Genomic DNA, 24493 nt, shown 5'->3' on the forward strand with positions numbered 1-24493 from the left:
GCAATTAAAGGGGCAGGGCTGCTTGCTAACGATGACTAAAACTGATAAGCAGCTTCCTCAAGCAAGGCATAGTTACTTTCACGAACTGATAAGTATCCGTGAAACTACGTAAGTCTCGACACTAAGGCAGAAGCATTTGTAACTTTATTCCTTAGAAAAAATGCAAAATCCGGAATCTTTTTTCTGCAGAATGAGTAGGTCGTAGGATGGGCAAAGCAAAGCGTGCCCATCAAAGCCCATGATCCTTAGAAGATGGGCACGGGCTGTGCCCTTTGCCCATCCTACGAGGTGCTATAAGGTGTGATCTGTTATGAGGCGCTGAAGTACTTTGCTGATGGGTGATAGGCAATGATTGCTGTTGTGGACTGCTCTGGATAGAGCTGTTCGCTTTCATCCATGTGCATGCCGAGCCGATCAACTTGCAGTAGATCAAGCTGCACGTACTGGTCAGCCATATTGGGGCAGGCCGGATAGCCAAAGCTATAGCGCGACCCCTGATAGCGCTGCTGCAGCACATCTCGCAGGGTAGACGGCTCTAGAGCGCTAAAGCCAAGTTCCTGCCGAATGCGGGCGTGGCACCACTCGGCCATTGCCTCTGCCGTTTGCACTGCCAGACCGTGGTAGTAGAGATAGTCAGTGTATTGGTCGTTGGCAAAGAGTTTTGCCGCAAACTCCGTTGCGACTTCGCCCACGGTCACTGCCTGCATGGGAAACACGTCAAACTGCCCTGGTTGGGCCAGATCTTTAGGCAAGAAGAAATCGGCAATGCACAGCCGCCGCATTGATTTTTGGCGGGGGAAGGTGAAGGTGGCAATGGGGGTGGGTGGGTGGATGGCGTTTTCCTCACCACTAGGCCACTTAGCGTCGCTGTTCATCACGGCGGGGTCGTAGATATGCAGCGAATTGCCCTCTGCTAGGCAGGGAAAATAGCCGTAGACAAGCTGCGGCTGCAGCAGGTTTTCTGCTCTTACCCGCGCCTGCCAGTTCTGCAGAATGGGCTGCACCTTCTCCTGCAAAAACGTATCGTACTCTTCCCGCGACTGATCTTTGGGTTTACGGAACTGCCACTGTCCTGCAAAGAGCGCCTGCAAGTCTAGATACCAAAACACCTCATCCAGCGAGATATCCGTTGGGCCTAGCACGCGAGTGCCCCAGAAAGGTGGAGTTGGGCGAGCAATGGTGGGATCAACAGCTTCGGAGCGGCGGGTATCTATGGGGAGAGCGGCAGGAGCGAGGGGGGAGGGGTCTTCTGGTGCGATCGCAACTTCCTTCTCCTCTGCCTTTTGACCTTTGACCTCTGCAGTTCCTGCTGCTGCCTCATCCAAGAATCCTGTCCCGTCATCCCAGTTGCCTGCAGTTTTAGCAGGCATGAGCTTGTCCATGAAGTGCAGGTCAGAGAAGGCGTCTTTGCCGTAGACCACTTGGCCTTTGTAGGTCTGCTGGCAGTCTTCGTAGACAAACTTAGGCGTGAGGGCTGCCCCACCGAGAATGACTGGAACGGTAATGCCCTCCTGGTTAAAGGTTTCTAGGTTGTCCTTCATGAAGGCTGTGGACTTTACGAGCAGGCCGCTCATGGCGATGCAGTCGGCCTTGTATTCTCGGTAGGCCTTGATGATATTTTCCACGGGCTGCTTGATGCCCAGGTTGATTACCCGGTAGCCGTTGTTGGTGAGGATGATATCGACCAGGTTTTTGCCGATATCGTGCACATCGCCTTTGACGGTGGCAATGATAAAGGTGCCCTTGGCTGACCCGTCGGAGTCTGATTTCTCCATGTAGGGTTCGAGGTAAGCGACCGCTGACTTCATGGTCTGGGCCGACTGGAGAACGAAGGGGAGCTGCATTTGACCAGAGCCAAATAGCTCGCCCACCACTTTCATGCCGTCTAGCAAGAAGGTGTTGATGATTTCTAGGGGCGGGTGGATTTTGAGTGCGTCGGCGAGGGCATCTTCTAGGCCGATGCGTTCGCCGTCGATGATGTGCTGCTTGAGTCGTTCCTCAACGGGCAGATCTAGAGAGATGGCCTGGGCTCTTTTGACGGTCTTGCCTTCAAAGAGGGTGGTGAGCTTGGTTAGAGGGTCGTAGGAGCAGATGTCGCCGTCGTACTGCCTGCGGTCGTAGATCAAATCGCGGCAGATCTGCTGGTGGTCTGGCTCAATCTTGGCTAGCGGCAGGATCTTGGCAGCGCTGACGATCGCACCATCTAGCCCGACCTGCATGGCCTCATGCAAAAACACCGAGTTGAGCGCCACCCGCGCTGCTGGGTTGAGGCCAAAGGAGACGTTAGAAACGCCCAGCATGATGTGGCAGCCAGGCAGGTTCTCGCGGATCAACCGGATGGCCTCAATGGTTTCTCGGCCGTTGACCCGGTCTTCTTCAATGCCGGTGGAGATGGGCAGCGCCAGCGTATCAAAGAACAGTTCGTAGGGGGGAAGGCCATACTCTAAGGCATCGCGGTAGGCTCGCTGTGCGATCGCAAACTTCTGCTCTGCCGTCCGGGCCATGCCCTCTTCATCAATGGTGCCGACGACGATGCCTGCTCCATACTGCTTAGCCAGCTCTAGCACCTTAAAGAAGCGCTCTTCGCCGTCTTCGTAGTTGGTCGAGTTGAGGATGCACTTGCCTCCGGCTACCTTCAGGCCCGCCTCCATTTTGGTCCATTCGGTGGAGTCGAGCATCAGCGGCAGGGTAACGTTGGTGACGAGTCGCGACACCAGTTCGTGCATGTCTTTTTCGCCGTCTCGGCCCACGTAGTCTACGTTGACATCGAGCACGTGGGCTCCCTCTTTTACCTGGGCGCGAGCCAGGGCTACCAGGCCATCCCAGTCTTCGGCGTTGAGCAGGTCGCGGCACTTTTTAGAGCCGCTGGCGTTGAGCCGTTCGCCCACGATGAGGAAGGAGTTGTCTTGGTCGTAGGGCTGGGGGCTGTAGATAGAGGCGGCAGAGGGGATGTAGTTGAAGGCAGGGCGGGGGGAGGGGGGGAGGGGATGGGTGGATGAGGTGTCTTTTGTAGGAAGGGGGTTTTCTGGGCTTTTGGCTTGGAGCGTTAGGGGGGAGCGCACTGGGCGGGCTTTGGGGTGCAGATCTTTTGCTACCTCAGCGAGCTGCCCGATGTGCTCATAGCGGGTGCCGCAGCAGCCGCCGATTACCTGCACACCGAGGTCTTCGACGAAGTGCATGAGAGACATCCGCAGCTCCATCGGGGTGAGGCGGTAGACGGCGTTGCCACCGACGTTCTCGGGCAGTCCGGCATTGGGAATGCAGGAGATGACGAAGGGGGAGTGCTCCGAGAGGTAGCGAACGTGGTCTTTCATCAGGTCGGGGCCGGTGGCGCAGTTGAGGCCCAGAATGTCGATGGGATAGGGTTCTAGGATGGTGAGGGCAGCGGCCATTTCAGTGCCGACTAGCATGGTGCCCTGCTGCTCCATCGTTACGGAGACCATGAGGGGAATGCGATCGCATCCCTCCTCAAAGACCTCGATGATGCCGTTTAGGGCGGCCTTGATCTGCAGCACGTCTTGACAGGTTTCTACCAGCAGCAGATCGGCTCCTCCGTCGATCAGGCCTCGGGCCTGCTCCCTGTAAGCGTTTTTAAGCGTGTCAAAATCAATGTGGCCTAGGGTGGGCAGCTTGGTGCCTGGCCCCATCGAACCGGCGACAAAGCGGGGTTTTTCGGGGGTTGAATATTCTTGGGCTACTCGCTTGGCTAGGGCGGCAGCGGTTTTGTTTAGCGCGTAGGCTTGGTCGGTCAGATCGTACTCGGCCAGCACAATTGAGGTAGCGCCAAAGGTATCGGTTTCGATCACGTCTGCCCCGGCTTCTAAAAAGCCTCGGTGGACAATTTCAACCGCCTCTGGTTTGGTAAAAACTAGGTACTCATTGCAGCCTTCGTACTCGGGGCCGCCAAAGTCTTCTGCTGTGAGGTTTTGAACTTGCAGATTGGTGCCCATCGCTCCGTCGAAGACGATGACCGGACGATTGGGGCTGTGGAGGCGTTCGAGAAAGGCGCTGGGCATGGCTGATTCTGTCTGAGACGAAACCGTAACGACTGTCTGAATTTTCTATTATCAGACACAAGCCCAGCAATGACAGAGTTGATCCGGTTTTCTGCTTGACCATCACCCCTCCAGCATTGACTATTGTCTGTAGGTAACTCCATTTGTAGGGCTTTCGAATGGGCAAGCTGACTACCCACGTTTTAGATACTGCATCAGGGAAGCCCGCCGCTGGCATGCGCCTGACTCTTTGGGCGGTCAATTCCTCAGCCGATATCAAAACTGCGCTCAAAACGATTGAGACTAACAGCGATGGCCGTACGGATGAACCGTTGCTGACAGGTAACGAATTAAGAGTGGGCATCTATGAACTGGTCTTTGAAGTTGCGCCCTACTTTGCGAGCTACAGCACCCACCTCTCAAATCCGCCTTTTTTAGACCAGGTGCCGATTCGTTTTTCGGTGTCTGACCCGCTGGGCAGCTACCATGTGCCGCTGCTGGTGTCTCCCTGGTCTTACAGCACCTATCGGGGAAGCTAGGGCTAGGTTTTTCTTGAGATTGCGTTATCTCTATGATCCGTGCGTCTTTGGGTTGGGTTGGGGCTGGGGGAGTCTTGGGTTTTGTAGGGGGCTTGTGGGGGGTGGCGCTGCCTGCGATCGCACAGCAGCCCCCCACGCTGCCGCCTGATCTGCCCGATCCGGTAGAGCAGACGCTACCGCCGCCCAGCCCGCCCCCGGTGCCTATCCCGAGCGCTCCAGAGCCGCCCATTCTGGCTCCTGAGGTAAGCCCTGAAGGGCCGCCGCCCGCTGCTGCTGGGCCGACCTTTTTGGTGGAGCAGATTGAGGTGTTGGGCAGCACCGTTTTGCAGACAGAGATTGGGGCACTGGTTGCGCCGCTAGAGGGCCAAGAGCTAACGCTGGCCGATCTGCTAGATCTGCGAACTGACATTACCAATCTCTATATCAACAGCGGCTACATTACCTCGGGCGCGTTTGTGCCCAACAACCAGGATCTCAGTGATGGGGTAGTGCAGATTCAGGTGGTGGAGGGGGCGCTAGAGACGGTGCAGATCAATGGGCTGAGCCGCCTGCGAGAGTATTATGTGCGCGATCGCATTGCTCTGGCGACTCAGCCGCCGCTCAATGTAGACCGTCTAGAAGAGGCGCTGCAGCTGCTCCAAAATGATCCACTGCTGGCGCGGGTGAATGCAGAGCTGACAGCAGGCAGTGGGCCGGGGCAAAACAGCCTGATTTTGGATGTGGCTGAGGCCGACCCGTTTTTGACGAACTTGGGAGTAGATAATGCTCGCGCCGCCAGTATTGGCTCTGTGCAGGGCACAGTGGCCGCTACGCATTTGAACCTGCTGGGCTTTGGCGATCGGCTTAGCGCTGGCTATAGCTACAGCCAGGGGCTTGATCTGTACGAGTTTCGCTATGGGGTGCCGCTCAATGCTCTAGATGGCACTTTGCAGGTGCGCTACGAAAACGCCGACAGCCGCATTGTCGATCCGCGCTTTGTCGATATCGGCATTCGCAGCGAGAGCGAAACGCTGTCGGTCAACTTTCGGCAGCCCTTGACCCGGTCGCTGTCATCAGAGGTGGCTCTGGGCCTGGGCCTAGATCTGAGGGAGAGCCGCAGCTTTATTTTGAACAACGTTCCCTTTTCGTTTTCGGTGGGGCCAGAGCAGGGCGTGGCGAAGGTCAGTGCCCTGCGGTTTTCTCAGGAGTGGCTGACTCGCGATGTCAATAGCGTGGTGGCGGTGCGATCGCAATTTAGCCTGGGCCTAAATGCCTTTGGAGCCACGGTTAACCAGAGCGGCACCGATGGCCGCTTCTTAGCCTGGCTGGGCCAGCTGCAGTGGGTAGAGCAGTTTGCCCCCGGCACCCTGCTGCTGACCCGGCTCAATGCCCAGCTCACCCCCGACTCTCTGCTGCCGCTGGAGCGCTTTAGCCTGGGCGGTATCGATACGGTGCGCGGCTACGCCCAAAACCAGGTCGTGACTGATAATGCCGTGGTGGCTTCGGTGGAGTTTCGCTTTCCCCTAACGGCCAATCCTAATGAGCTACAGTTGGCCCCTTTTCTCGATGCTGGTGTGGGTTGGAATACGCAAACGATCAATCCCGACCCCAACTTTTTGATGGGAACGGGGCTGGGGTTGCTCTGGCGACCTGCGCCGGAGGTAAACCTGCGGCTAGACTACGGCATTCCGCTGGTGAGCGTGAGCAATCGGGGCGGCTCGCTGCAGGAAAACGGCTTTTACTTTTCGGTTAACCTGCAGCCGTTTTAGGTCAGCGCTGTTTGAGAAGCAGCAGAGCTTAATTGCATCCCCCCCTCCCCCTTTTTAAGGAGAGTTTTTAACCCTTATCAAAATGGGGGGAGGGGGGATACCTATCAATTAGGTGTGCGAAAGGGATTTTTTAGGCAGCCTCAGTTTGCCAAGGCAAAATCAAGGGTTGGAAACATTTGCAGGCGGTGATCGGGCTCTAGATCGGGTGCTTTTTTAAATGCCTTTGCTTGCCGATCAACAGCCGTAAAAAGTGCCCTTTGAGGACGGGTAATAATGTTTTCTGCCTGACCTAGCATTAGCAGACCCGACTGCTTTAAGCTGAAACGAAAATTAGCGAGTATCCGGGTCTGAGCCTCTGGCATGAGATAGATAAAAACATTTCGGCAGACAAGTAGATCAATCTGAGTCAAGGGAGAGGCTTGCAGCAGATTGTGGTGATGAAAGACAATGTCGTGACCGCGATCTCGTCGCCATTGGTAGCCATCAGCTGTGCATTCAAAATACCGCTCAAGCAGGTCAGGAGAGATTTCCTTAACTGAGTGAGGAAAATATCGGCCTCTACGAGCGTGCGTTATGGCACCTTGATCAATATCTGTGCCGTAGATCTGCACGCGCTGCTGATATTGCTCGGCACCTAGGGCTTCTGCCAGCAGCATGGCCAGTGAATAGGTCTCTTCTCCCGAAGCACAGCCTGCACTCCACACCCGAATCGGCTCATCGGGAGAACGGTCGGCAATAAGCTGCGGAATAACCTGATCTTCTAGATATTTCCAGACAAAGCGATCGCGAAAGAAGCTGGTGAAATTAATGAAAATGGTGTTTAAAAGACCAATGATCTCGCCAGGCTGCTTTAAATGGCCGAGATAATCTTGATAGTTTTTAGCTCCAGCTCGCTGCATTCTTACCTGAATTCGGCGCATGAGCGTGGAGCGCTTATAGCCAGTCAGATCTATCTGTTCAACTTGCTTGAGATAACTTAGTAAATCTTCTAGTTCAATTGCTTCTAGTGACGGAGTGATACTGTTAGCATAGGAAATAGTTTGCATAAATAAAGCAAAGTTATAATTTTGCTTAAGATTTTCTCTAGGAACCGTTTGTTTTCATCAGCTTACCTTTTACCTAGTCCATCCTTCTGTCCAGTTTCGTACGTAAGCACTACATATATAGAGAAACATTATGTAGAGGCTTTTATTCCTTGAACCAAGCGAGTTTAGCGGTTGGCTATTTTAGCTTGTGCTCGCATCGCTGTTTTAGCTTTGAGATACGCTTTATATATACGGATACAGAAATGGGTCATGGCTACTAAAAACTGGCTGCTTGAAGCCCTGCCCCCCGGACTAAATGAAAAGTTTGCTCCAGACTTTAAAAAAGTTTTTTTGGAGCGCGGGAAGCGGCTGCATGAGCCCGGTGAAGTCATCAAGGAGCTATATTTCCCCCTCGACTGCGCCCTCTCAATTACGCTCACGATGGTCGACGGGAGAACGGCTGAGACGGGGTTGGTCGGTCGGCGAGAAGTCATTGGCGTTAATGCCTTTATGGGGGGCAGAGAAACCACTCAGACCACCTACATCGTGCAGATTCCGGGCAATGCGATGAGGATCAGCTCCAAGGTCTTGCGGACTGAGTTTGACTGCAATCAAGATTTGCGCGATGTGATGCTGCGCTACACCCAGGCCTTGATTGCCCAAATCTCGCAGACCACTGCCTGCAACAGCCTTCATAGGCTAGAGCAACGAATGGCGCGCTGGCTATTAGAAGTGCATGACCGGGTTGAGGGCGACGATGTCGCACTAACCCAGGAATTTTTGGCAGAGATGCTGGGGGTGCGTCGGGCGGGGATTACCCAAACGGCGCAAAAGTTTCAGGAGAGCGGCCTGATACGATACCGCCGGGGACATATTCAAATTCTTGACCGACCCGGGCTAGAATCTTCTTCCTGTGAGTGTTTCGGTGTGGTTAGGGATGAATACGACCGCTTGCTTGGAGAAAAGCACGGCGCTTTTCCGGCAGCTCAAAGAAAGTAGCAGGGCATGAGCCAAAAACAGTTTGTATCGCCAACTATCTTGCTAGTTGAGCCGGATAGTGAAGTTCGCCCGCTGCTGCTGCACAATTTGCAAAGCTGGGGCTATCGGGTCGTTGTGGCCTTAGATGAAGCAGACGCAGTTCAGCGGACTCGAGATGGGCGAGAGCCCTTTGACCTGATTTTGCTCAATCAAGTTGGGCAATCAGTCGATAAATTTGCTGGTTTCGGGCGATACATCTGCCAGCGAGCAAAGCTGCCTAGCTCCACACCTGTTGTGGTCATGGCTGAGCAGTACGGGGCAGATTTAGAGGGGAAAACTATTCAGGTGGGAAGACACGAGTACGTGACCTACCTGGAAGATGGGCAGCAGTTAATGGACTTGCTGTATCAACTTTGCCCGGCGTAGAAGAATTGATACCTGGCCAAGCCTAACTGTACTTAAGTTTTTCTTTAGGGTACGAAACCGTACTGTCGTCTATCTTTAGAGAGACTAGATTGAATGCATGGCGAAAGATTCATTTCTCTGCGCTTTGCCCTCGATCAGTAGCTTTTACTCCCTGCCTCTCGTTGTATTGCACCCTTTTCCTGGGGCAACGTCTTGCGGATATGTGTAACTCAACTATCCCCCACAAGGGCCTCCGAGTGCTTGTTGTCGATAGCGATCTAGATTCTAGGGAGCTACTGATAGCGTTGTTTGATGGGTATGAGATTGAGACGGTAACGGCAACTTGCGTTAGCGAGTCGCTGGAGGCTATGCAAAATACTTTACCAGATCTCTTGATTAGCGAGATTGCTCTACCAATTGAAGATGGCTACACCCTAATGCGTAAGGTGCAAGCCTTTGAAACGAATCATCGGGTTCGGATTCCTGCGATCGCACTTACTGCCCGCACCGGAAACGAAAATCGCGCCCAGGCCCTAGCTGCCGGATTTTGCAGGCATTTGCCCAAACCGCTCGATATTGATGAACTGATTGCAGCAGTAGCCTGCATTACTGAGCCCAATCAGGAGGTTGCTGCGAGCACATGTAGCTAAGCAGAGTTTGTCGTTTAGTTTTGAGATGTGTTCTATGAAGGGCCTCTCTGGAGTTCTTTTGAGGCCCCCATGACCGTTGAAAATCAAATATTGGCTGCTCTGCCTTCTGAGGTCTTTAAGCGCTTAGACCCTCATCTCCATCAGGTCAGCCTTAAACAAGGTGAGTTTATTCATCGACCCGGTGAGCCTATGTCTTACCTCTATTTCCCGATGGGCTGTCTCTTTTCAGTGACGATAACGATGCAAGATGGATCGACTGCGGAGGTGGGCATGGTCGGTCGTCGGGAAGTGCTGGGCATTAATGCTTTTATGGGTAAGAGCGAAACTACTCAGACGGAGTACGTGGTACAGGTTGCAGGCAGCGCCATGAAAATTGAGGCCCAAATCCTGAGGCAGGAATTTGATCGCAATGGGGAACTGCGCGACGTGCTGTTTTACTATACCCAGGCGTTTTTGGCGCAGGTTTCGCAAACGGCTGCCTGCAACTCTCTCCACGTTTTAGAACAGCGCTTGGCTCGCTGGCTGCTAGAAACTCAGGAGCGAATTGGCTCAGATTATCTGCCGTTGACCCACGAGTATGTTGCGACGATGCTGGGCGTTCGTCGGTCTGGGGTGACCCTGGCGGCGCAAAAGCTGCAGGAGCGAAAAGTCATTCAGTATCGTCGGGGCAATGTTCAGATTCTCAACCAGTCTGGGCTAGAAGCCTCTGCCTGTGAGTGTTTCAAGACCATTAGAACTGAATATGACCGCCTGCTAGGATCCGTATAGTGGGCAACAGACCTTGTTTATTAGAAATACGTAAAAGCTGAACTAGTAGGTAAAATGGTGCCTTTCATTTTCGTTTTAGAGCCGGATGATGAAGTCCGGCCGCTGCTGAAGCATAACCTGCAAAACTGGGGCTATGAGCTGATCATCGCTCTCGACGAAGCAGATGCAATTCAGCGAATTCAGGGAGGACATGAGCACTTTCACCTGATTTTAATTAACCAAGCCGGGCAATCCATTGCACAGATGCTTGAAATCGGCAGTCGGATTCGCCAAAGCTCACAACTTGAAGATCCTGTCCCTATTCTCGTTATGGCCGAACGCTATGGGGCCGATCTTGAGGGGCAAGACATTCAGGTGAGTGAAAACGAGTATGTGACTTACTTGGAAGATGGGCAGCAGCTAAAGGTCATTTTGCAGCGCCTGTGCCCGGTTCCTGACGCTGATTCTGCTGCATTAGCTCAGCAATAGCTCTAACCAGCATCTCTGGCTCAACCGGTTTGGAAATATGTCGCTGAAAGCCTGCCGCTAGCGCCTGCTGGTGATCTACCTCTCCGGCGTAGGCGGTCAATGCGATCGCAGGAATGTGCCCGCCCTGTTCTGGCGGCAGCTTTCTGACCTGCCGCATCAGCATATAGCCATCTTGATGGGGCATACCGATATCGCTCAGTAAGACGTCTGGGCAAGCTTGGGTTAATAGGGTCAGTGCTTCGTCTGCAGAACTGGCTGTGAGAATGTGGGCTCCGGCTTGCTCCAGCGAAAAAGCGGCAACTTCTAGCGCATCTGGCTCGTCGTCTACAACTAAGATTTGGGTGCCCTTTAGGCTGAGGGTCTCTTTGAAGAAGTGACAGCTTGGAGGGTGTTTGCTAGGCGTGGGCGCGAGCGGCAGCCTGACGGTAAAAGTGGCTCCTTGCCCCTCACCTGGGCTTTCGGCCCGAATGGTTCCTCCGTGGGCTTCGACGAGCTGGCGGGTGATCGCTAGCCCTAGCCCCAGCCCCCCAAACTGGCGGGTGGTGGCGCTGTCTGCCTGTCGAAAGTAGTCAAATACGTGGGGCAAAAAATCAGCAGGGATGCCCTTGCCAGTGTCTCTTACGGTCAGTTGGGCGAACTGGTTAAGGGGTAGGGATGCTTGGCTATGGGCTGCGATCGCTTCATTTACCTCTAAGCCCTGATCAATCACCCGTGACAGCTTGACCTCAACCCGTCCTCCAGCTGGCGTGAACTTAACCGCATTAGACAGTAGGTTCCAGACTACCTGCTGAAGCCGGGTGACATCTCCTAAAACCGGCGGAATTTCCTGGTTGATTGCAGTCTCTAGCGTGATGGATTTGCTTTGGGCTGCCAGTCGTACAGTTTCAATGGCCGACTCGACGACTTGTGGCAAGCTAGCCTGGTTTACATCTAAGCTGAGCTTGCCGCGCAAAATGCGAGAGATATCTAGTAAATCTTCTACCAGTTGCGCCTGCAGCTTGGCATTGCGCTCAATGGTAGACCAGGCTTTTGCGGTTTTGGCAGCGTCTAGGTTGCCCTTTTGAATCAGCTTCACCCAGCCCAAAATTGGGTTGAGCGGCGATCGCAACTCGTGCGACAGTACGGCTAAAAACTCATCTTTCATCCGGTTGGCTTCTTGGGCCTGCTGGTATAGCAGGGCGCTGTCTAGAGCTAGCGCAGCTCGGTGGCCGAGTTCTTCTGCCAGGGATAGGTCTGCCGAGGTGTAGTGACGATCTGAGGAAGTGTCTAGGCAAACGGTCAAGGCTCCTAGCTGACGGGCATGGGCAATCAGGGGCACGGTGATTTGCGATCGCACCTGAGCCTGCCGAATAAAATTCCTGTGCTCCTCACCTGTCTCTGCTCCCTGCATCCAGGCCTCTGTAACGTGGGAGACAAAGACAGCCCGACGACTGGTTAGAACCTGCTCAACAGGATGGTTTCTTCGATCTTGGGGTAGCACAGAGCGCTGCAGCTGATCAAACCAGCCTCGCTTTGCCGGATCGCGGTGGTGCCAGGCAGAGCGCTCGATCTGTTGATTGGCATTAACAATATCAAAAAAACAAAAGTCGCCTAAAAACGGTACAGCCAGACGAGCAATGTTAAATAAGGTAGTTTTATAGTCGATAGATCCGGCCAATACGGCACTGGCTTCTGATAAAAACTGCTCCCGCTCTGCTGCCTGCCGCGACTCGGTCACGTCCCGCAAAATTTTAACCAGGCCCTGCAAATTGCCCTCATCATCCTGCAGCTGCGTCATCAGACCGCTAGCAAAGAAACGGCTGCCATTCTTGCGGATGTGCCAGCGTTCATCTTCTGCCCGTCCCTGAGTTAGAGCCGTCTGGATCTCCTGCTCGGCTTGGCTGTTCTCATTATCTTCAGGCGTAAAAATCACGCGGCTATGATAGCCGATGGCTTCTGCTTCCTGGTAGCCCAACAGCCTTTCAGCGCCAGGGTTCCAGCTGGTGATAATGCCATCTAGGTCAAGGGTGAAGATGGCATAGTCTTTAGCACTTTCAACAATCAGGCGAAAGCGCGACTCGCTCTCTTGCAAGGCAAGCTCTGCCTGCTGCCGTTTGGCTTCGGTGCGCTTGCGCTGAGTAATGTCTCGAAAATAAATACTAAAGCCAACCTCACAGGGATAGGCATGGATCTCTAGCCACAGCCTTAGCGATTCATCAAAAGCCTCAAAGTGCCCCACAAACTGCTCTGTCACAGTGCGCTGATACACCTGCTCAAGCACCGTACCGAGGGTCCAAGGCTGCATTTCCTGGCGCGTCTTGCCAATCAGCTTCTCTGGCCGCAGTTTGGTTAGCCGAGCAGCCTCCTGATTGACGTAAGTAATCCGCCACTCATGGTCAATGCAGACAAAGGCATCCGTAATGCTTTCTAGAATTTCAACAGCCCGCTGTGCCGATTCATTTAGGGCCTGACGGGTTGCTGCCGCTTCTTGACGAGCCGCCTGCTCTTTCTGCCAGGCCAGCTCAGCAGTCTGGCGCAGATGAATGCTTTGCAGCGCTGCCGTTGTAAAGTCGGCCAGGCTGGTCATCACTCGCACATCTTCGGCATCAAACCGCCGCGCCTCGTCATGAGACACAATCCAGAGAGCACCCAATGACTTATCAGCCCCTATCAACGGAATCACCAAGCCCTCAACGATCCTCGGACTTGTCTCCTGAAGGTAAGTAAAATACCGATCAGGATAAGCATACAGCTGCGGCGCTTGGAGGTCTAAGCAGGTGCCACAGGGGCTAAAGTCTCTGGGCGCTGTCCCCTGGTCGTAAGCTTCTAGCACACCGCAGAGCGCAGCCCAGCGAAAGATTTCTTCCCCCTCTGAGGTAGTTTCTAGTAAGCTGACTCCGGCGGTTCCTGCCTGACAAAGGTCTTTGGCAACCATCACCAGGGTTTTGAGCACCGTTTGACACTGCTCTGCTAGCTGCCGGGTCAGAGCGTGGAGCGCTTGAATCTCAGCCTGTAGATTAGGGGCTTTAGGTGGTCTTGTCGCTAACTCTGCCGTGATCAAAACATTGTCTAGAGCTACAGGAGGACGCACTTCAGCCATCAGAATTTGCCTTTAGCCCATATTGATTCAGGAGAGCCTGGCCCGGTTCGCCCAAGGTTTCTAGCAGATCTTCAATCAGCTTTAGCGCCATTGGAGAGGGCTCGGTATGTCCCTTTTCCCAGCGATTGACGGTTTTAAAAGAGACCCCCAATTTAGCCGCAAACTTCTCCTGAGACAGGTTGAGGTGCTGTCGGAGGCCCCGGACTAAATGTGCAGTTTGCAAAGATTTGGTGGTAGACATCTCTATTGTGATTCTTAAGGGATCACAATAGGACATCTGGGATAACCTCATCCACATTCCTAAGGAAGAGTTTGCAAGCAACTTTTCCTATATCTCGCTGTAGAGCTGATTTAGGCAGCAGCCCCCTCAGGCTAAAACTACGGTTTTGTGTAGGTTGGGTTAAGCGCAGCGAACCCAACAAACCCCTTGAACTGTTGCGTTTCACCAACAGCAACAGCGCAGTTTTTGTAGGTTGGGTTAAGCGCAGCGAACCCAACAAACCCTTAAGACTGCTGGGTTTCGCTGGGCCCTAACCCAACCTACGAGACTAGGTTTCGCCAACAGCATCGGCCCAGCAAAACCCAACCGATACGCTTCAGTTAGCTTACCGACCGCCAGCGAATCAGATAGCGCAGCACTTCCCCTTGGGCTGGGGTAATCGTAATGCCCGTTTCAGGCACAATGATGGGCTGACTCCACTGAAACTGCTCGGCATAGGTGAGCGCATGGAGCTGCTGCACCGCCTGCTCTACGCCATCGCGAGAGCCTACCAAAATATGGCGCAGCGGCTCACGACCCGGCACCCGCAAAGGCGAACCAAGCATAATCGGCTGAGCCGCCTCGCTGCCAGCGGGCGACCTGAAATAGGGAACGTAAATCACGGGGGTTCCTCCAGATAAGAGTGGGTAGGAAACCCCAAAAATTTGGCCGCCCCAGACATCAGAATGCGAGGCGGCCAGCGACGTGATCTACTAAGATCACCTCTAGCCTCCGCGACAGGCTCCATCTGTCTTCGGGGGTTAGGTGTCGGTTGTTGGTGCAAACAACTTCCGGCACCGCCAAATTTTTGGGAGAGACAAGCTGCACACACACAGCTATAAGCATTGAAACTACTGGATCTGGCTCAAAGAGTCAAGTCAGATCTCATCCACCCTCATTCCCTTTTTACCCCTCCTGACCCCCCAACTCTGGCTCAATGTCCGGCGTTAAAGGCTCATCTAGCCCCGGCTCGCTTTCATCTAGCTCGCGCAAAATCGGTGGGGTCGTGGGCTGCTCCTGCAAAAAGACGGCTGAAATGGCGTCTTGCAGCGTCTCAGCCATCGCAATGCGGTTGCGATATACCAAAATGACCCGCGTTAGCGCGGGCAGCCGGTTTTGCTCAGCCACCAGGTAGAGCGGCTCGACATAAACTAGCGACTGCTCGATCGGAATTGCCAGCAGGTTACCCTGCTGCGCCCGCGACCCCTGGGTATCCCACAGGGAAATGCGCTGGGAGATGGCCGGGTCTTGGTTGATGCGGGCCTCGATCTGCTCAGGGCCAAAGACCAGCTCTTGTTTAGGAAAACGATAGAGCAAGCGCAGGCCGTAGCGATCGCCATCAGAGCGGGCCGCTAGCCAGCCGATCAGGTTGTTGCGCTGGGCCGGGGTAAAGAGCCGCAGCAAGATAAACTCTTCAGTTTCTTCCCCCGGTAGCCGAATGATCAGGTAGTAGGGCTCGACCGCTCGGGCTTCGTTGGCGTAGATTTCGTTGGGGGCGCGCCACTGGTCTTCCCGGTTGTAAAACACCTGGGGGTCGGTCATGTGGTAGGTCATGAGCTGGTTGGCCTGCACCTGAAACAAATCCTGGGGATAGCGGATGTGCTCTTGCAGGGCGGGCGGCATGTCTGCCAGGGGCCGAAACATGCCGGGAAACACGCGATCCCAAGTTTGAATCAGCGGATCATCGGCATCAGCAATGAAGAAGCCAACGGAGCCATTGTAGGCATCGACGACGACCTTAACGGAGTTGCGGATGTAGTTAAAGTCGTTTTCTCCTGGGTCGGAGTAGGGGTAGCGATCGCTAACGGTATAGGCGTCGATGATCCAGTAGAGGTAGTTGGGGTCGGTTTGGGGATCAAAGTTATCCTGGCTGATGTCAGAGTTGCGCGACTGAAAAGCCTCTAAATTGATGTCTCGTCGGGCATTGATAGGAGCCTCTAACCCCGTTCCCCAAGTGCGGGAATCGTCTCCGGCATCGACTACGACTAGGTAGGGGTCGTTATCGAAGCGCAGAAAAGGTGCGATCGCACGTACCCGCTCAGCAATGTTGCGGCGATAGAGCAGTCGGGTCTGGGGCGTAAAGTCTTCGGTAAAGAGCATGCGCCAATCGAGCAGGCGACGGGCAAAAATCAGCCGCCGCCAAAAAGCGCCTACGTCAATTCCGGCTCGGCCTTGATAAGCCGTGTAGATGTTCTCTTCGTTGCTGGGGTAGTCTAGCTCTGGCACCTCGGCGTTGGTCATGATGTTGGTGTCGGTCAGCTCCCCAAAGTAGATGCGGGGCTTGGCAATGGGTATGCTGGCAGCGATTTCTGGGCTGCTGGGGACGTTTTCGATGCCTCGGACAAAATAGGTCGGCAAGCCATCGGGCGCTGCCGTATTCACCGGGCTCATGGTAAAGCCAAAGCCATGGGTATAGACTAGGTGCTCGTTAACCCAGGTTTTTGCGATCGCAGGCACCTGCTCGTAGTTCAGCTCGCGGGCCGATACCAGCACCTGCCGCCGATCATAGGTGCCCAGGGTGTTGAGAAGAGGGTAGCGATCTACATCGGCATCCCGAAACTCGTAGTAGAGCCGGATCTGCTGCAGCTGGCGGTTGCTCTCCAGCAAGGGAACGGTGTCCCACAGACGAATGTTGTCTAGCGTGAGGGTGTTTTCCTCGATGTCGGCATAAGTTAGCTCGCCATCTGGGTTAAATGGCTCAACATCAATGTCAGCCAGATCAAAGGCGTTGCGGGTGAGGGCAATGGAGTTGCGGATGTAGGGCTGCTCGCGCACCAGCTCGTTGGGCTGCACCACTACCCGCTGCACTAGGGGCGGCAGCAGCACTGTTCCCAGAGCCGCCACCAGCAGATACAGCACAATGCCCCAGATCAAAAGGCGCGATCGCAACGGCTGATAGGCCAGCTTGGGCAGGGCTGCATACTGCCGCCGCCCCACATCGCGCAGCCAAATCACCAGGCCCCGCAGGGTAACCCGCCAAAAAACAAAGCGCGACAAAAAGCCCAAGCCCAAAACCAAGGTCAGCACGCTCAGGACGGTGTAGGCGGGCAGGTTGACATGCACTTCGGTGTAGCCTGCCCCAGCTACGGCCCCGTCTTGGGCGTAGAGAATCTGATAGCGGCCCAGCCAGTGATTGAGACTGGTCGCCAAAAACAGCAGCCCGGCCAAGGCGTAGAGGTGGCGCTGCTGCGATAGCGACATCCCCAAAAAGCGGCCCTGACTGAGGCTGTCTCCGGCCAACAGGTAAACCAGCGTCACCGATACCAGCATGAAAAAGCTCAGCCCAATCATCCAAAAATTGAGCAGCTCCCAGATCGGCAGCCGAAAAATGTAAAACCCAATGTCTCGGCCAAAAATCGGATCGCTCTGGCCAAAGGCCAGCGGCTGCAGCGCCAGCAAAACCTTGTTCCAATGCTCTGACAAGATCAGGGCAAAGCCCAGACTCATGAGCCCCGCCGCCAGCCGAATCGACCAGCGGGGGTAGAGTAGAAATGCGATCGCAGCCATCACCAGCGCCACTAGCTGCCAGGGTTGAGCCACCAGCCGCCCAGCCACAGACTGCACTGCATCGGGCTTGGCCCACAGCGGCAGGGGCGGAGCCGAGTTATACAGGCTAGACGTAGTTGGCCAGTAGCTAGCCACCACCTGCCCCTGATAAAGCAGCTGCACGCCCAACAGTAGCCCCAGCGCCACCGCCAGCAGCAGCAACCACCGCAGCCCTCGCCCAGCAGGCCGGTCGACCAATTCTTCTGGCGGCTTGAGAGGCCGCAGCCTAAAGGCCAAAGCCAAATTGCTCATGGCAAAGATCAGGCTCAAGGCAAAAGCCACAATGCCTAAACTAAACTGGGTCAGCATTCGCAGCTGAAACACCGCCAGGTAGTTGACCTCCTGGAACCACAGCCCCTCTGAGAAGAGATATACGGCGGCATCGGCAAATAGCAGCAGAGCCAGAGGCCCCAGAGCCCACTGCCACCAGAGGACTTGCCGCAACTTCAGCGCTTTAAGAAAATACATGAGCTCAGGCCAAATCAAGGGGCGATCCTGCCTGAGATTGTACCGCTGTCGTCAGCAAAACCCCTGCTGTTGGGTTTTAACGCAAGGCAAAATCCGTGGGTTAGTTGAGGCTTCGCGAAACCCAACAGTCTTTTGCAGCGCCGGGTTTCGCTAGCTAACCCAACCTACAGGCTTATTCAGGACAGGTCTGATTGGTAAAGTCACACTGATAGACGTGCGGCTCTTGCCAGTGCAGCGGAATCTCCAGCAGGTCGCGAGTGCCCGTAACCCCCTGACTAATAAATAGCAGTAGGGCAACAGAGTTGAGGACGATGTGAGTAATGCGCCAGCGGCTAGATTTGTAGATATCAGGCAAAATAGCCACAGAAAAAACCATCAGCAGGGCTGCGGTCATGCCGAGGTAGTAGTGGGAAACGTACCACTCGTCGGTGCGCCGAAATACCCCATCCTGGCAGCCCAAAATTACCAGCCCCATGCCCGTCAGGGTGGCGAATACCCCGCGCCAGAGCGGCATTCGCGCCCGGAAGAGAAACACCAGAGCCGCAATGGTCAGGGCAAACATCAGCACAATAAAAGTGCCCTGAAAGGGGTCTGAAGTCCAGATTTGAGCGTTGTTGAGATACTTAAAGATGGGGTGAGCTAGCCCAATCAAGACCAGCCCCACGACCGAACCTGCCAGCCAGCGGCCAACCTGCACGTGCTCCTTACCCACGGCCGGGCTGACTTTAGTTTTTTCTTTGGCGGCGATAGCCAGTCGGCGCTGCCGCGTCTGCATAGCAAAGTAGGTGACAACGCCGATCAGGGGAAAAACGTATACAACGGCAAGAATTGGGTGAATTAGCCGCAGCAAATCCGGGGTGTCCAGCATGTTAGTTCCTGGGCCTGTAGGGTTGGCGTTTTTAAACCCAAGGCTGGTAAAGCAGCCCTAGGTTAGATCGCTGATTGCATCTTCCTCCTTTGGAGGGAGGGCAGTCAGCACCATCCTACCGAGAGAACTAGCTCCAAAGATTAAAGCGAGCTAAATGTTCTTCGACTGCCTTAGGCAAACTCTTGTGCAGATCACCCTTGCCGCTGAAGGTGAGCCGGTTGCGCCCCGACAGGTCAAAGGGAAACTGCCCTGGCAGATCGTCGCGCTCCATCTGGGCCAGCAAAATCTGCTCAGGCCGCTTGCTCTGGAGCGCATAGCCCATTTCGACACAGACCTTGGGGCTGGGAATAAGCTGAGGCGGGGAACCGTCTATCTGAGTAATGGGTGTGCCATCGGCCAAAAACAGCAGGCACTTGCGGATTTTGCGGGTCAGGCCGCTGCCCAGGCGAGCGGGGCCTTCGCTCAGCCGGTGAGACTCTTCTAGCGTTAGGGCAATGCGAGAACGCCGGTTGAGCCTTTCGATCACGTCCTGCAGCTCGTCGCGCAGCAGGTTGCTGGCGTCGGGATAGTCATCTTGATAGCAGAAGAAGATAGTCGGATCTAGGTTGGCAAAGACGTCTTGCTTGGCGAAGTAGATCTCGTGGCTGATCAGGTCAATGTTGGCAATGATGTAGGTACCGCTGCCCTCAACGTAAAACTCGACCGTGTCGCCTTCTAGGTAGCGCTGAAACCAGGCCGATTTTTTAACGTCGTCGCTATCTTCTAGAAAATCAGCTCGCAGCGCCGACTTCAGCAGACTATTTTTGCTCAGCCGCAGGTCGTGGGGCCGTTTTTCTAGCGCCTTGACCGGCTCGTAATCCTCTAGATACCAGGCTTTTAGCGCGATAATAGCCATTTTGCTTCCCTGCCCCGTCAGCGTGTCCTACTACATATACCTGAAACGCTAGCAATCGGCACACCTATAAAGCAACAACATCCAAGCATAGACCGAGTGACTTCCTGACATGGGCTGAGCCTGGACGGAGTTAGCCGATCAGCTGGCCTTCTGTGAAGGTGCGATCGCAGTGCTCCCAATCTATCAGTATAGGAAGTGTCGTTGAGCTTGGATGTTGTTAGTTGAACGAGACAGATTCGGGATTAACAGCGTCTTTACCTCTTGGTGTTGGATGGACAAGTTGGCTGTTTAATCTGCCAGGGAAGCTGTATTTGCTTCTCCTTAACTATAGCTTGATTTGGAGGGGGATCAAGAAGTCGAAAAATAAGTTCACTTTTCTGATCGATTATTGTTTTTGTCAGAGTATAAGGTAGCTTGCTTGCCATCTTCTAGATTGTCTTACTAAGCAGGACTTTAAAGTCCTGCTTAGTAAGGAATAAAAAACAAATATGTTAGAGTTCTTTACTCAAAAGGTTGGAAGTGTTGGGTTCGCTGCGCTTAACCCAACCTACAGGAGATGGCTATTATTTTTGATGCTTCTTTATACGGAAGGTTAGAGTTTTGGGTTTACTGCGCTTAACTCAATCTACGTAGCTCAACTTATGCAACTCTTTAAAAAAATAGAGACGCAGGCTAGCTGCGTCTCTGGGCGAAAGAAAGTTGAGGACGTATTTCAACAGCAAGTTCCAGTTGAGATTTCTAGGGGCTTCCAACATTTCACAAGGATGAGTAGAGATAGCTGATCTGGCGTTAGAGGCGATTGTAATTGGCCAGTCACAGAGCTCTCAGGACATCAGTTTTGGAAGTGTAGATTCCAGATTGGGATGCTGTTGGTTGAACGAGACAGATTGAACTTTAGCAGAACTCTACCTCTCCTGTAACGGTTTCAATTGACTGTTCTATCTGCCAGGGAAGCTTTAATCGCTTCATCCTTAAAGTGTAGGCGGGCTTAAATAGAAAATGCCTGCTTGAAAATAAAGTTTACTTTTGGGATCGGGGCATTCAAAGGTCTTTTTTACGACTTTGGGTATAGGTACGGTTGCCGTAGGCCATTAGTAGATGCTGCTAGTCCATCAAAAGAGAGATAAATTACAGGCCAGCGGCTAACAAAAAATCAACTAGCAAAAGCAAATTGTTGACTCCTTTTAATCAACGGTCAAGCAATGAAAAAGATTGTTACCTGGGTGAGAACTGTGCTCGAATAGAAAAAAACCTTGACTGCCATGCTGACGAATCTTACCCAGGGCCATTTAAGCCTGCTTGAGACTTGCCCTCGCAAGTTTCAGCAAATTTTTCTAGAGGGCCTCACGGTGCCTCCGTCTCCAGACCTACAGGCCAGTCAGCTGTGGGGCAACCGCTTTCACCTGCTGATGCAGCAGCGGGAGCTAGGGCTGCCGCTGCCGGGCAATCTGGCCGATGAGGAGCACCTGCGAGACTGTATGGCGGCACTGCTAGAGCGAGCCCCTGAGCTGTTTCAATCTGAGCCGACCCATTTTCGGCAGAGTGAGCACCGGCGGTCGCTGGCCTTTAATGGCTATAGCCTGACGGTGATCTACGACCTGCTGATTTGTCGTCCAGGAAGCGGGCTGATCGTGGACTGGAAGACCTATCTGCAGATGCGCGATCGCAACTCCTTGGCGCAGGACTGGCAGACCCGGCTCTATCTCTATGTGCTGGTTGAAACCACCGACCTTAGCCCTGAACAGGTGGCTATGAGCTACTGGTTTGTGCGCCACCGTGATGCTCAGACAGGCGAGTTTCTGCCCCAGGAAGTGCAGATTACCTACAGCTCAAAGCAGCACGAGCAGACCCGACAGGATTTGCTAAAGCTAACGGCGGACTTGAGTGGCTATCAGCAAAGCGGTCATTTTCCCCAGGTGAGCTTGGCGCAGGAAAGTTGCGATCGCTGCCTTTTTGTCTCGCCCTGTGGCCGACTGCCCGAGTCTGGGGCTGCGGGCTTGTCGTCGCTGCCTTCGCTCGCAGAGATCGAAGAAGTGCCGCTCTAGAAAACACCGCCCAGAAAATTTCCTGATCAGCCGAGCGATCTCCTGAAACTTGAATTGGTAAGCCGTTGATGCCCCCTCTTCCTTGCCCTGCTTCAACTGTTCTTATCCTTTCCGTCAGGGATTTGCAAAAAACTGTGAAAGACCGTCATTGGCTCAGGCTGGCAGAATATTCCTTACTGGCTGGCTCGGGGGCTGGCACCATCGCCTCAGTTGCAACTCAAAACATCGCATTTGCCTCGGCACCCCTCACGGCAGTTGTTGCCTTGGGGCTCCTTAGCCGCAACCGTTTAGAGCAGCGGCTGAGTGAAGCCGATCAAACACTGCTGCAGCAAAATCGCTTAATTGCTCGAAAGGTCATTAACTTAAGCAAACAGGTCACAGCCCTACCGTCACCAGAGGCCCTGACCAATTTTCAGCGATCGGTGATGGATCGCAACGATCGGTCCTTTTTCCGCTTTTCTAAAGAGCTGCAGAGCCTACAACAGGACGTAGAACAGCGGCTGACCTCGCTAGAGATGCCCGATCTGAGCCAGATCAACCAAGACATCTGCCGCCTGCAAGACCACTATGTTTATTTGACCGCTTCTCTAGAAAGTTTGACCTCCTACATTCAGCGCCTGTCTACCCTGCCTCGGGTAGAGGCAGCAGAGTCTCAAATTTCGGTGCTCAAGACAGAAGTGATGCAAATGCGCGTCACCCTAGAAACCCTGGGCAGCGAGACTAAAACCACCGTCTCTCATCTGCAAGACACCATTCACCATGTCGATCGACGGCTGCGGCAACTGCCAGTAACCCTCGATCCTCAGCACCTCAAGGAGGAAGTGCAGGAGCTGATCAAGGCAGTGTCTGGGCTGGTGCCCCGCCATGAATTTGATAATTTAGTGACCCGACTTCAGGAGCTGAGCCAGCAGCAGACCACCTTAAACCACGCGCTCAAGCGACTGCGAACAGGCAGCCAGCCGGTGCAGCCCGTGGGCGAAAATACCTTTCAAATGGAGTTCATCGCAGCTTCTTTGGAAGCCGAAATGGAGCGACTCTCTGCCTCTCTAGAGCACGTAGAGCAGCACCTGCAAGAAGGCAAAGACCCGTCCCACCTACAGGCTGAGCTGCAGCGCCTAGCAACCACCTACACAGAAACCTGGGAAGGAAAGCTGTCTCAGCTAGAAGCCTTAACGGGACAATTGCAGACACAGCAGCAGTTGCTCCTGCAGCAGATAGAGCAAGGGGCAGCGCCAGCCCAAGAACTGCTCAGCCAGCTAGCGAGCCGCCTAAACTGGACGGAGGAAGCTTTGCAGGGCCTGAGCAGCCAATTTAGTGCAGGTTCGCCGCTGGCGACCGTAGATCCGGCCCAGAGCCAGTGGATTATCGACTTTCCGGGGGCAAGCGACTCTAGCTTGCCGACTAGCCGCAACGCTAGCCGCCGAGCCTTAGAAGCGGCGCTGGACTGGGCTCATCATCGGCTGCTGCTGGTCTGGCCTTGGTCTGCCGACCTGGAGCTAGATGATGCGCTGGTGTATCGGTTTCGGCAAGTGCTGGCGCGGCAATGCCACCTGGAGATTGGCTGGTGCCACCGGGGCAACCGCCAAGAGGGGCGGCTGGTGCGGGCGATCAGCCTGCGCTGGGGCACTGAGTCAGCCCAGATCAAGACACTCAAAGCGGCTCTCAACCGGCTGATGCCGCTGCGCCAGAGCTATCCTGATCGCTTTCGGTTCAAGATTTTGGGCAGTGATGAAAGCTTTTTGGTGTGCGATCGCACCCTGGCCATCCTCGGTCTTCAGGGGCTGCAAACCCGCACCAGCGTTTTTCCCGACCTCGATCTCAAGCTGCAAACCACAGACCCAGAGGTGGTACAGGCCCTAGCCGAACGCTTTGAGAACCCAGTGATTGCGGCAACCGATGCAGCGGCCTTTTTCAACCGGGGAACGACTCGCTACGACCTGCGTGACCAGCCGGGGGCCATTGCCGACTACACCCAAGTGCTCTCAATTGAGCCAGAGAACGGCGTAGCCTACAACAACCGGGGCGTGGCCCTAGTTGATCTGGGCCAAATTGACGATGCCGAAGAAGATTTTAGCCAGGCCATTGCCTTGTGCCCAGATCTGCTGGCAGCCTACTGCAACCGAGGCTGGCTGCGCCTGGAGAAAAATCGCTATCAGGCAGCGGTAGCTGACTTTTCTAGGGCAATTGAGCTAGATCCGCAGTCGCCCATGTCTTACCTCTACCGAGGCAGCGCCATTCAGAAGCTGGGGGATTTGAGTGGGGCTATTGAAGACTACGACCGGGCCGTGGAGTGGAGCGATGAAACTGCGCTGCCCTACTTTTTCCGCAGTGCCGCCTACGATAAGCAGGGCGACCGCCAGCAGGCCATTGCCGATCTAGAAAAGGCCCAGCACCAGCTGCAGACTCAGGGAGATCAGCAGATTTTGCCGACTGTGCAGCGCACCCTGAGTAAGCTCAAGCAAACCCCCGCTGACGGAGCTGCTTTAAACGGATCTTCTCCGTATTGATCTTCATACAGTCTGATTTTCTATAGGCCTAGAAGATAAGCGCTGGCTAAGCTGCGGCCTAGGTTAACTAAAGACTCTTCGGTCCAACCCTCAGCCGATTCTTTGGCTGAGGATTGAGCCAGGCCTAGACCATAGGCAGCCTCTAGCTGATGGCCATGGTTAGCTAGTCGGGCAGCATTCCAAGCGTTGGATTGGGAGGGTTGGCGATTGTGTAGCGTCATGGGTTAGCTCCTGCTTTGTTTCTCTTGTG

General features: G+C 54.3%; 18 protein-coding genes. 9 read left to right on the forward strand and 9 right to left on the reverse strand.

Going from position 1 to position 24493, the window contains the following annotated elements; translation table 11 throughout:
- Window positions 1-308: 308 nt before the first annotated feature.
- Window positions 309-4016: a methionine synthase gene (gene metH, locus H6G13_RS04715; protein ID WP_190482014.1), complete on the reverse strand. Its 3708-nt coding sequence runs from the start codon at window positions 4014-4016 to the stop codon at window positions 309-311.
- A 158-nt stretch (window positions 4017-4174) separates the two neighbouring features.
- Between metH and uraH the strand changes: the two genes are divergently transcribed.
- Together uraH and H6G13_RS04725 are read left to right on the forward strand one after the other, a co-directional pair.
- Window positions 4175-4534 carry a hydroxyisourate hydrolase gene (uraH, locus tag H6G13_RS04720; protein ID WP_190482015.1) on the forward strand — a complete coding sequence of 120 codons (360 nt, stop codon included), beginning with the start codon at window positions 4175-4177 and terminating at the stop codon, window positions 4532-4534.
- A 32-nt stretch (window positions 4535-4566) separates the two neighbouring features.
- Window positions 4567-6282, forward strand: coding sequence for a ShlB/FhaC/HecB family hemolysin secretion/activation protein (locus H6G13_RS04725; RefSeq protein WP_190482016.1), 1716 nt, complete (start codon window positions 4567-4569; stop codon window positions 6280-6282).
- 140 nt (window positions 6283-6422) lie between these two features.
- Here the strand turns inward: H6G13_RS04725 and H6G13_RS04730 are convergent, their stop codons facing one another.
- Window positions 6423-7328 carry a protein-glutamate O-methyltransferase CheR gene (locus H6G13_RS04730; RefSeq protein WP_190482017.1) on the reverse strand — a complete coding sequence of 302 codons (906 nt, stop codon included), beginning with the start codon at window positions 7326-7328 and terminating at the stop codon, window positions 6423-6425.
- Between the two features lie 249 nt (window positions 7329-7577).
- Between H6G13_RS04730 and H6G13_RS04735 the strand changes: the two genes are divergently transcribed.
- The 5 genes from H6G13_RS04735 to H6G13_RS04755 all read left to right on the forward strand — a co-directional run bounded on the left by H6G13_RS04735 (window position 7578) and on the right by H6G13_RS04755 (window position 10576).
- Window positions 7578-8306, forward strand: a complete 729-nt coding sequence (locus H6G13_RS04735; protein ID WP_190482018.1) for a Crp/Fnr family transcriptional regulator — start codon at window positions 7578-7580, stop codon at window positions 8304-8306.
- A 6-nt stretch (window positions 8307-8312) separates the two neighbouring features.
- The gene (locus H6G13_RS04740; RefSeq protein ID WP_190482019.1) at window positions 8313-8711 is read left to right on the forward strand and encodes a response regulator transcription factor; all 399 of its coding nucleotides are present in this window, start codon (window positions 8313-8315) and stop codon (window positions 8709-8711) included.
- A 200-nt stretch (window positions 8712-8911) separates the two neighbouring features.
- A complete protein-coding gene (locus H6G13_RS04745; protein WP_190482020.1) occupies window positions 8912-9340 on the forward strand; it encodes a response regulator in 429 nt (142 codons plus the stop codon).
- A 69-nt stretch (window positions 9341-9409) separates the two neighbouring features.
- Window positions 9410-10108, forward strand: a complete 699-nt coding sequence (locus H6G13_RS04750; RefSeq protein WP_190482021.1) for a Crp/Fnr family transcriptional regulator — start codon at window positions 9410-9412, stop codon at window positions 10106-10108.
- Between the two features lie 54 nt (window positions 10109-10162).
- Window positions 10163-10576 carry a hypothetical protein gene (locus H6G13_RS04755; RefSeq protein ID WP_190482022.1) on the forward strand — a complete coding sequence of 138 codons (414 nt, stop codon included), beginning with the start codon at window positions 10163-10165 and terminating at the stop codon, window positions 10574-10576.
- Here H6G13_RS04755 and H6G13_RS04760 read toward each other — a convergent pair.
- The 6 genes from H6G13_RS04760 to H6G13_RS04785 all read right to left on the reverse strand — a co-directional run bounded on the left by H6G13_RS04760 (window position 10515) and on the right by H6G13_RS04785 (window position 19691).
- The gene (locus H6G13_RS04760; RefSeq protein ID WP_190482023.1) at window positions 10515-13655 is read right to left on the reverse strand and encodes a PAS domain S-box protein; all 3141 of its coding nucleotides are present in this window, start codon (window positions 13653-13655) and stop codon (window positions 10515-10517) included. The two genes, H6G13_RS04755 and H6G13_RS04760, sit on opposite strands and share 62 nt — an antisense overlap.
- Window positions 13648-13896 carry a helix-turn-helix transcriptional regulator gene (locus H6G13_RS04765; protein WP_190482024.1) on the reverse strand — a complete coding sequence of 83 codons (249 nt, stop codon included), beginning with the start codon at window positions 13894-13896 and terminating at the stop codon, window positions 13648-13650. The genes H6G13_RS04760 and H6G13_RS04765 overlap by 8 nt, the downstream gene beginning before the upstream one ends.
- Before the next feature lie 359 nt (window positions 13897-14255).
- Window positions 14256-14537 carry a hypothetical protein gene (locus H6G13_RS04770; protein WP_347277432.1) on the reverse strand — a complete coding sequence of 94 codons (282 nt, stop codon included), beginning with the start codon at window positions 14535-14537 and terminating at the stop codon, window positions 14256-14258.
- Between the two features lie 283 nt (window positions 14538-14820).
- Window positions 14821-17928 carry a UPF0182 family protein gene (locus H6G13_RS04775; protein ID WP_190482882.1) on the reverse strand — a complete coding sequence of 1036 codons (3108 nt, stop codon included), beginning with the start codon at window positions 17926-17928 and terminating at the stop codon, window positions 14821-14823.
- 172 nt (window positions 17929-18100) lie between these two features.
- Window positions 18101-18793: a DUF4079 family protein gene (locus H6G13_RS04780; RefSeq protein WP_190482883.1), complete on the reverse strand. Its 693-nt coding sequence runs from the start codon at window positions 18791-18793 to the stop codon at window positions 18101-18103.
- A 130-nt stretch (window positions 18794-18923) separates the two neighbouring features.
- Window positions 18924-19691 (reverse strand): hypothetical protein, encoded by a 768-nt coding sequence (locus H6G13_RS04785; RefSeq protein WP_190482025.1) that lies wholly within the window; start codon window positions 19689-19691, stop codon window positions 18924-18926.
- A 1262-nt stretch (window positions 19692-20953) separates the two neighbouring features.
- Here H6G13_RS04785 and H6G13_RS04790 point away from each other — a divergent pair.
- Together H6G13_RS04790 and H6G13_RS29365 are read left to right on the forward strand one after the other, a co-directional pair.
- Window positions 20954-21736, forward strand: a complete 783-nt coding sequence (locus H6G13_RS04790) for a PD-(D/E)XK nuclease family protein (RefSeq protein ID WP_199305739.1) — start codon at window positions 20954-20956, stop codon at window positions 21734-21736.
- 134 nt (window positions 21737-21870) lie between these two features.
- Window positions 21871-24243, forward strand: coding sequence for a tetratricopeptide repeat protein (locus H6G13_RS29365; RefSeq protein WP_190482026.1), 2373 nt, complete (start codon window positions 21871-21873; stop codon window positions 24241-24243).
- A gap of 20 nt (window positions 24244-24263) precedes the next feature.
- On the opposite strand, the gene H6G13_RS04800 is transcribed toward H6G13_RS29365, so the two are convergent.
- Entirely contained in the window at window positions 24264-24464 is a 201-nt protein-coding gene (locus tag H6G13_RS04800) for a hypothetical protein (protein WP_190482027.1), read from the reverse strand.
- Between the last annotated feature and the right edge of the window lie 29 nt (window positions 24465-24493).

Origin of the sequence: Pseudanabaena sp. FACHB-2040 (assembly GCF_014696715.1) — a bacterium.
In the GTDB taxonomy this organism is placed as follows: Bacteria; Cyanobacteriota; Cyanobacteriia; order Phormidesmidales; family Phormidesmidaceae; genus JACVSF01.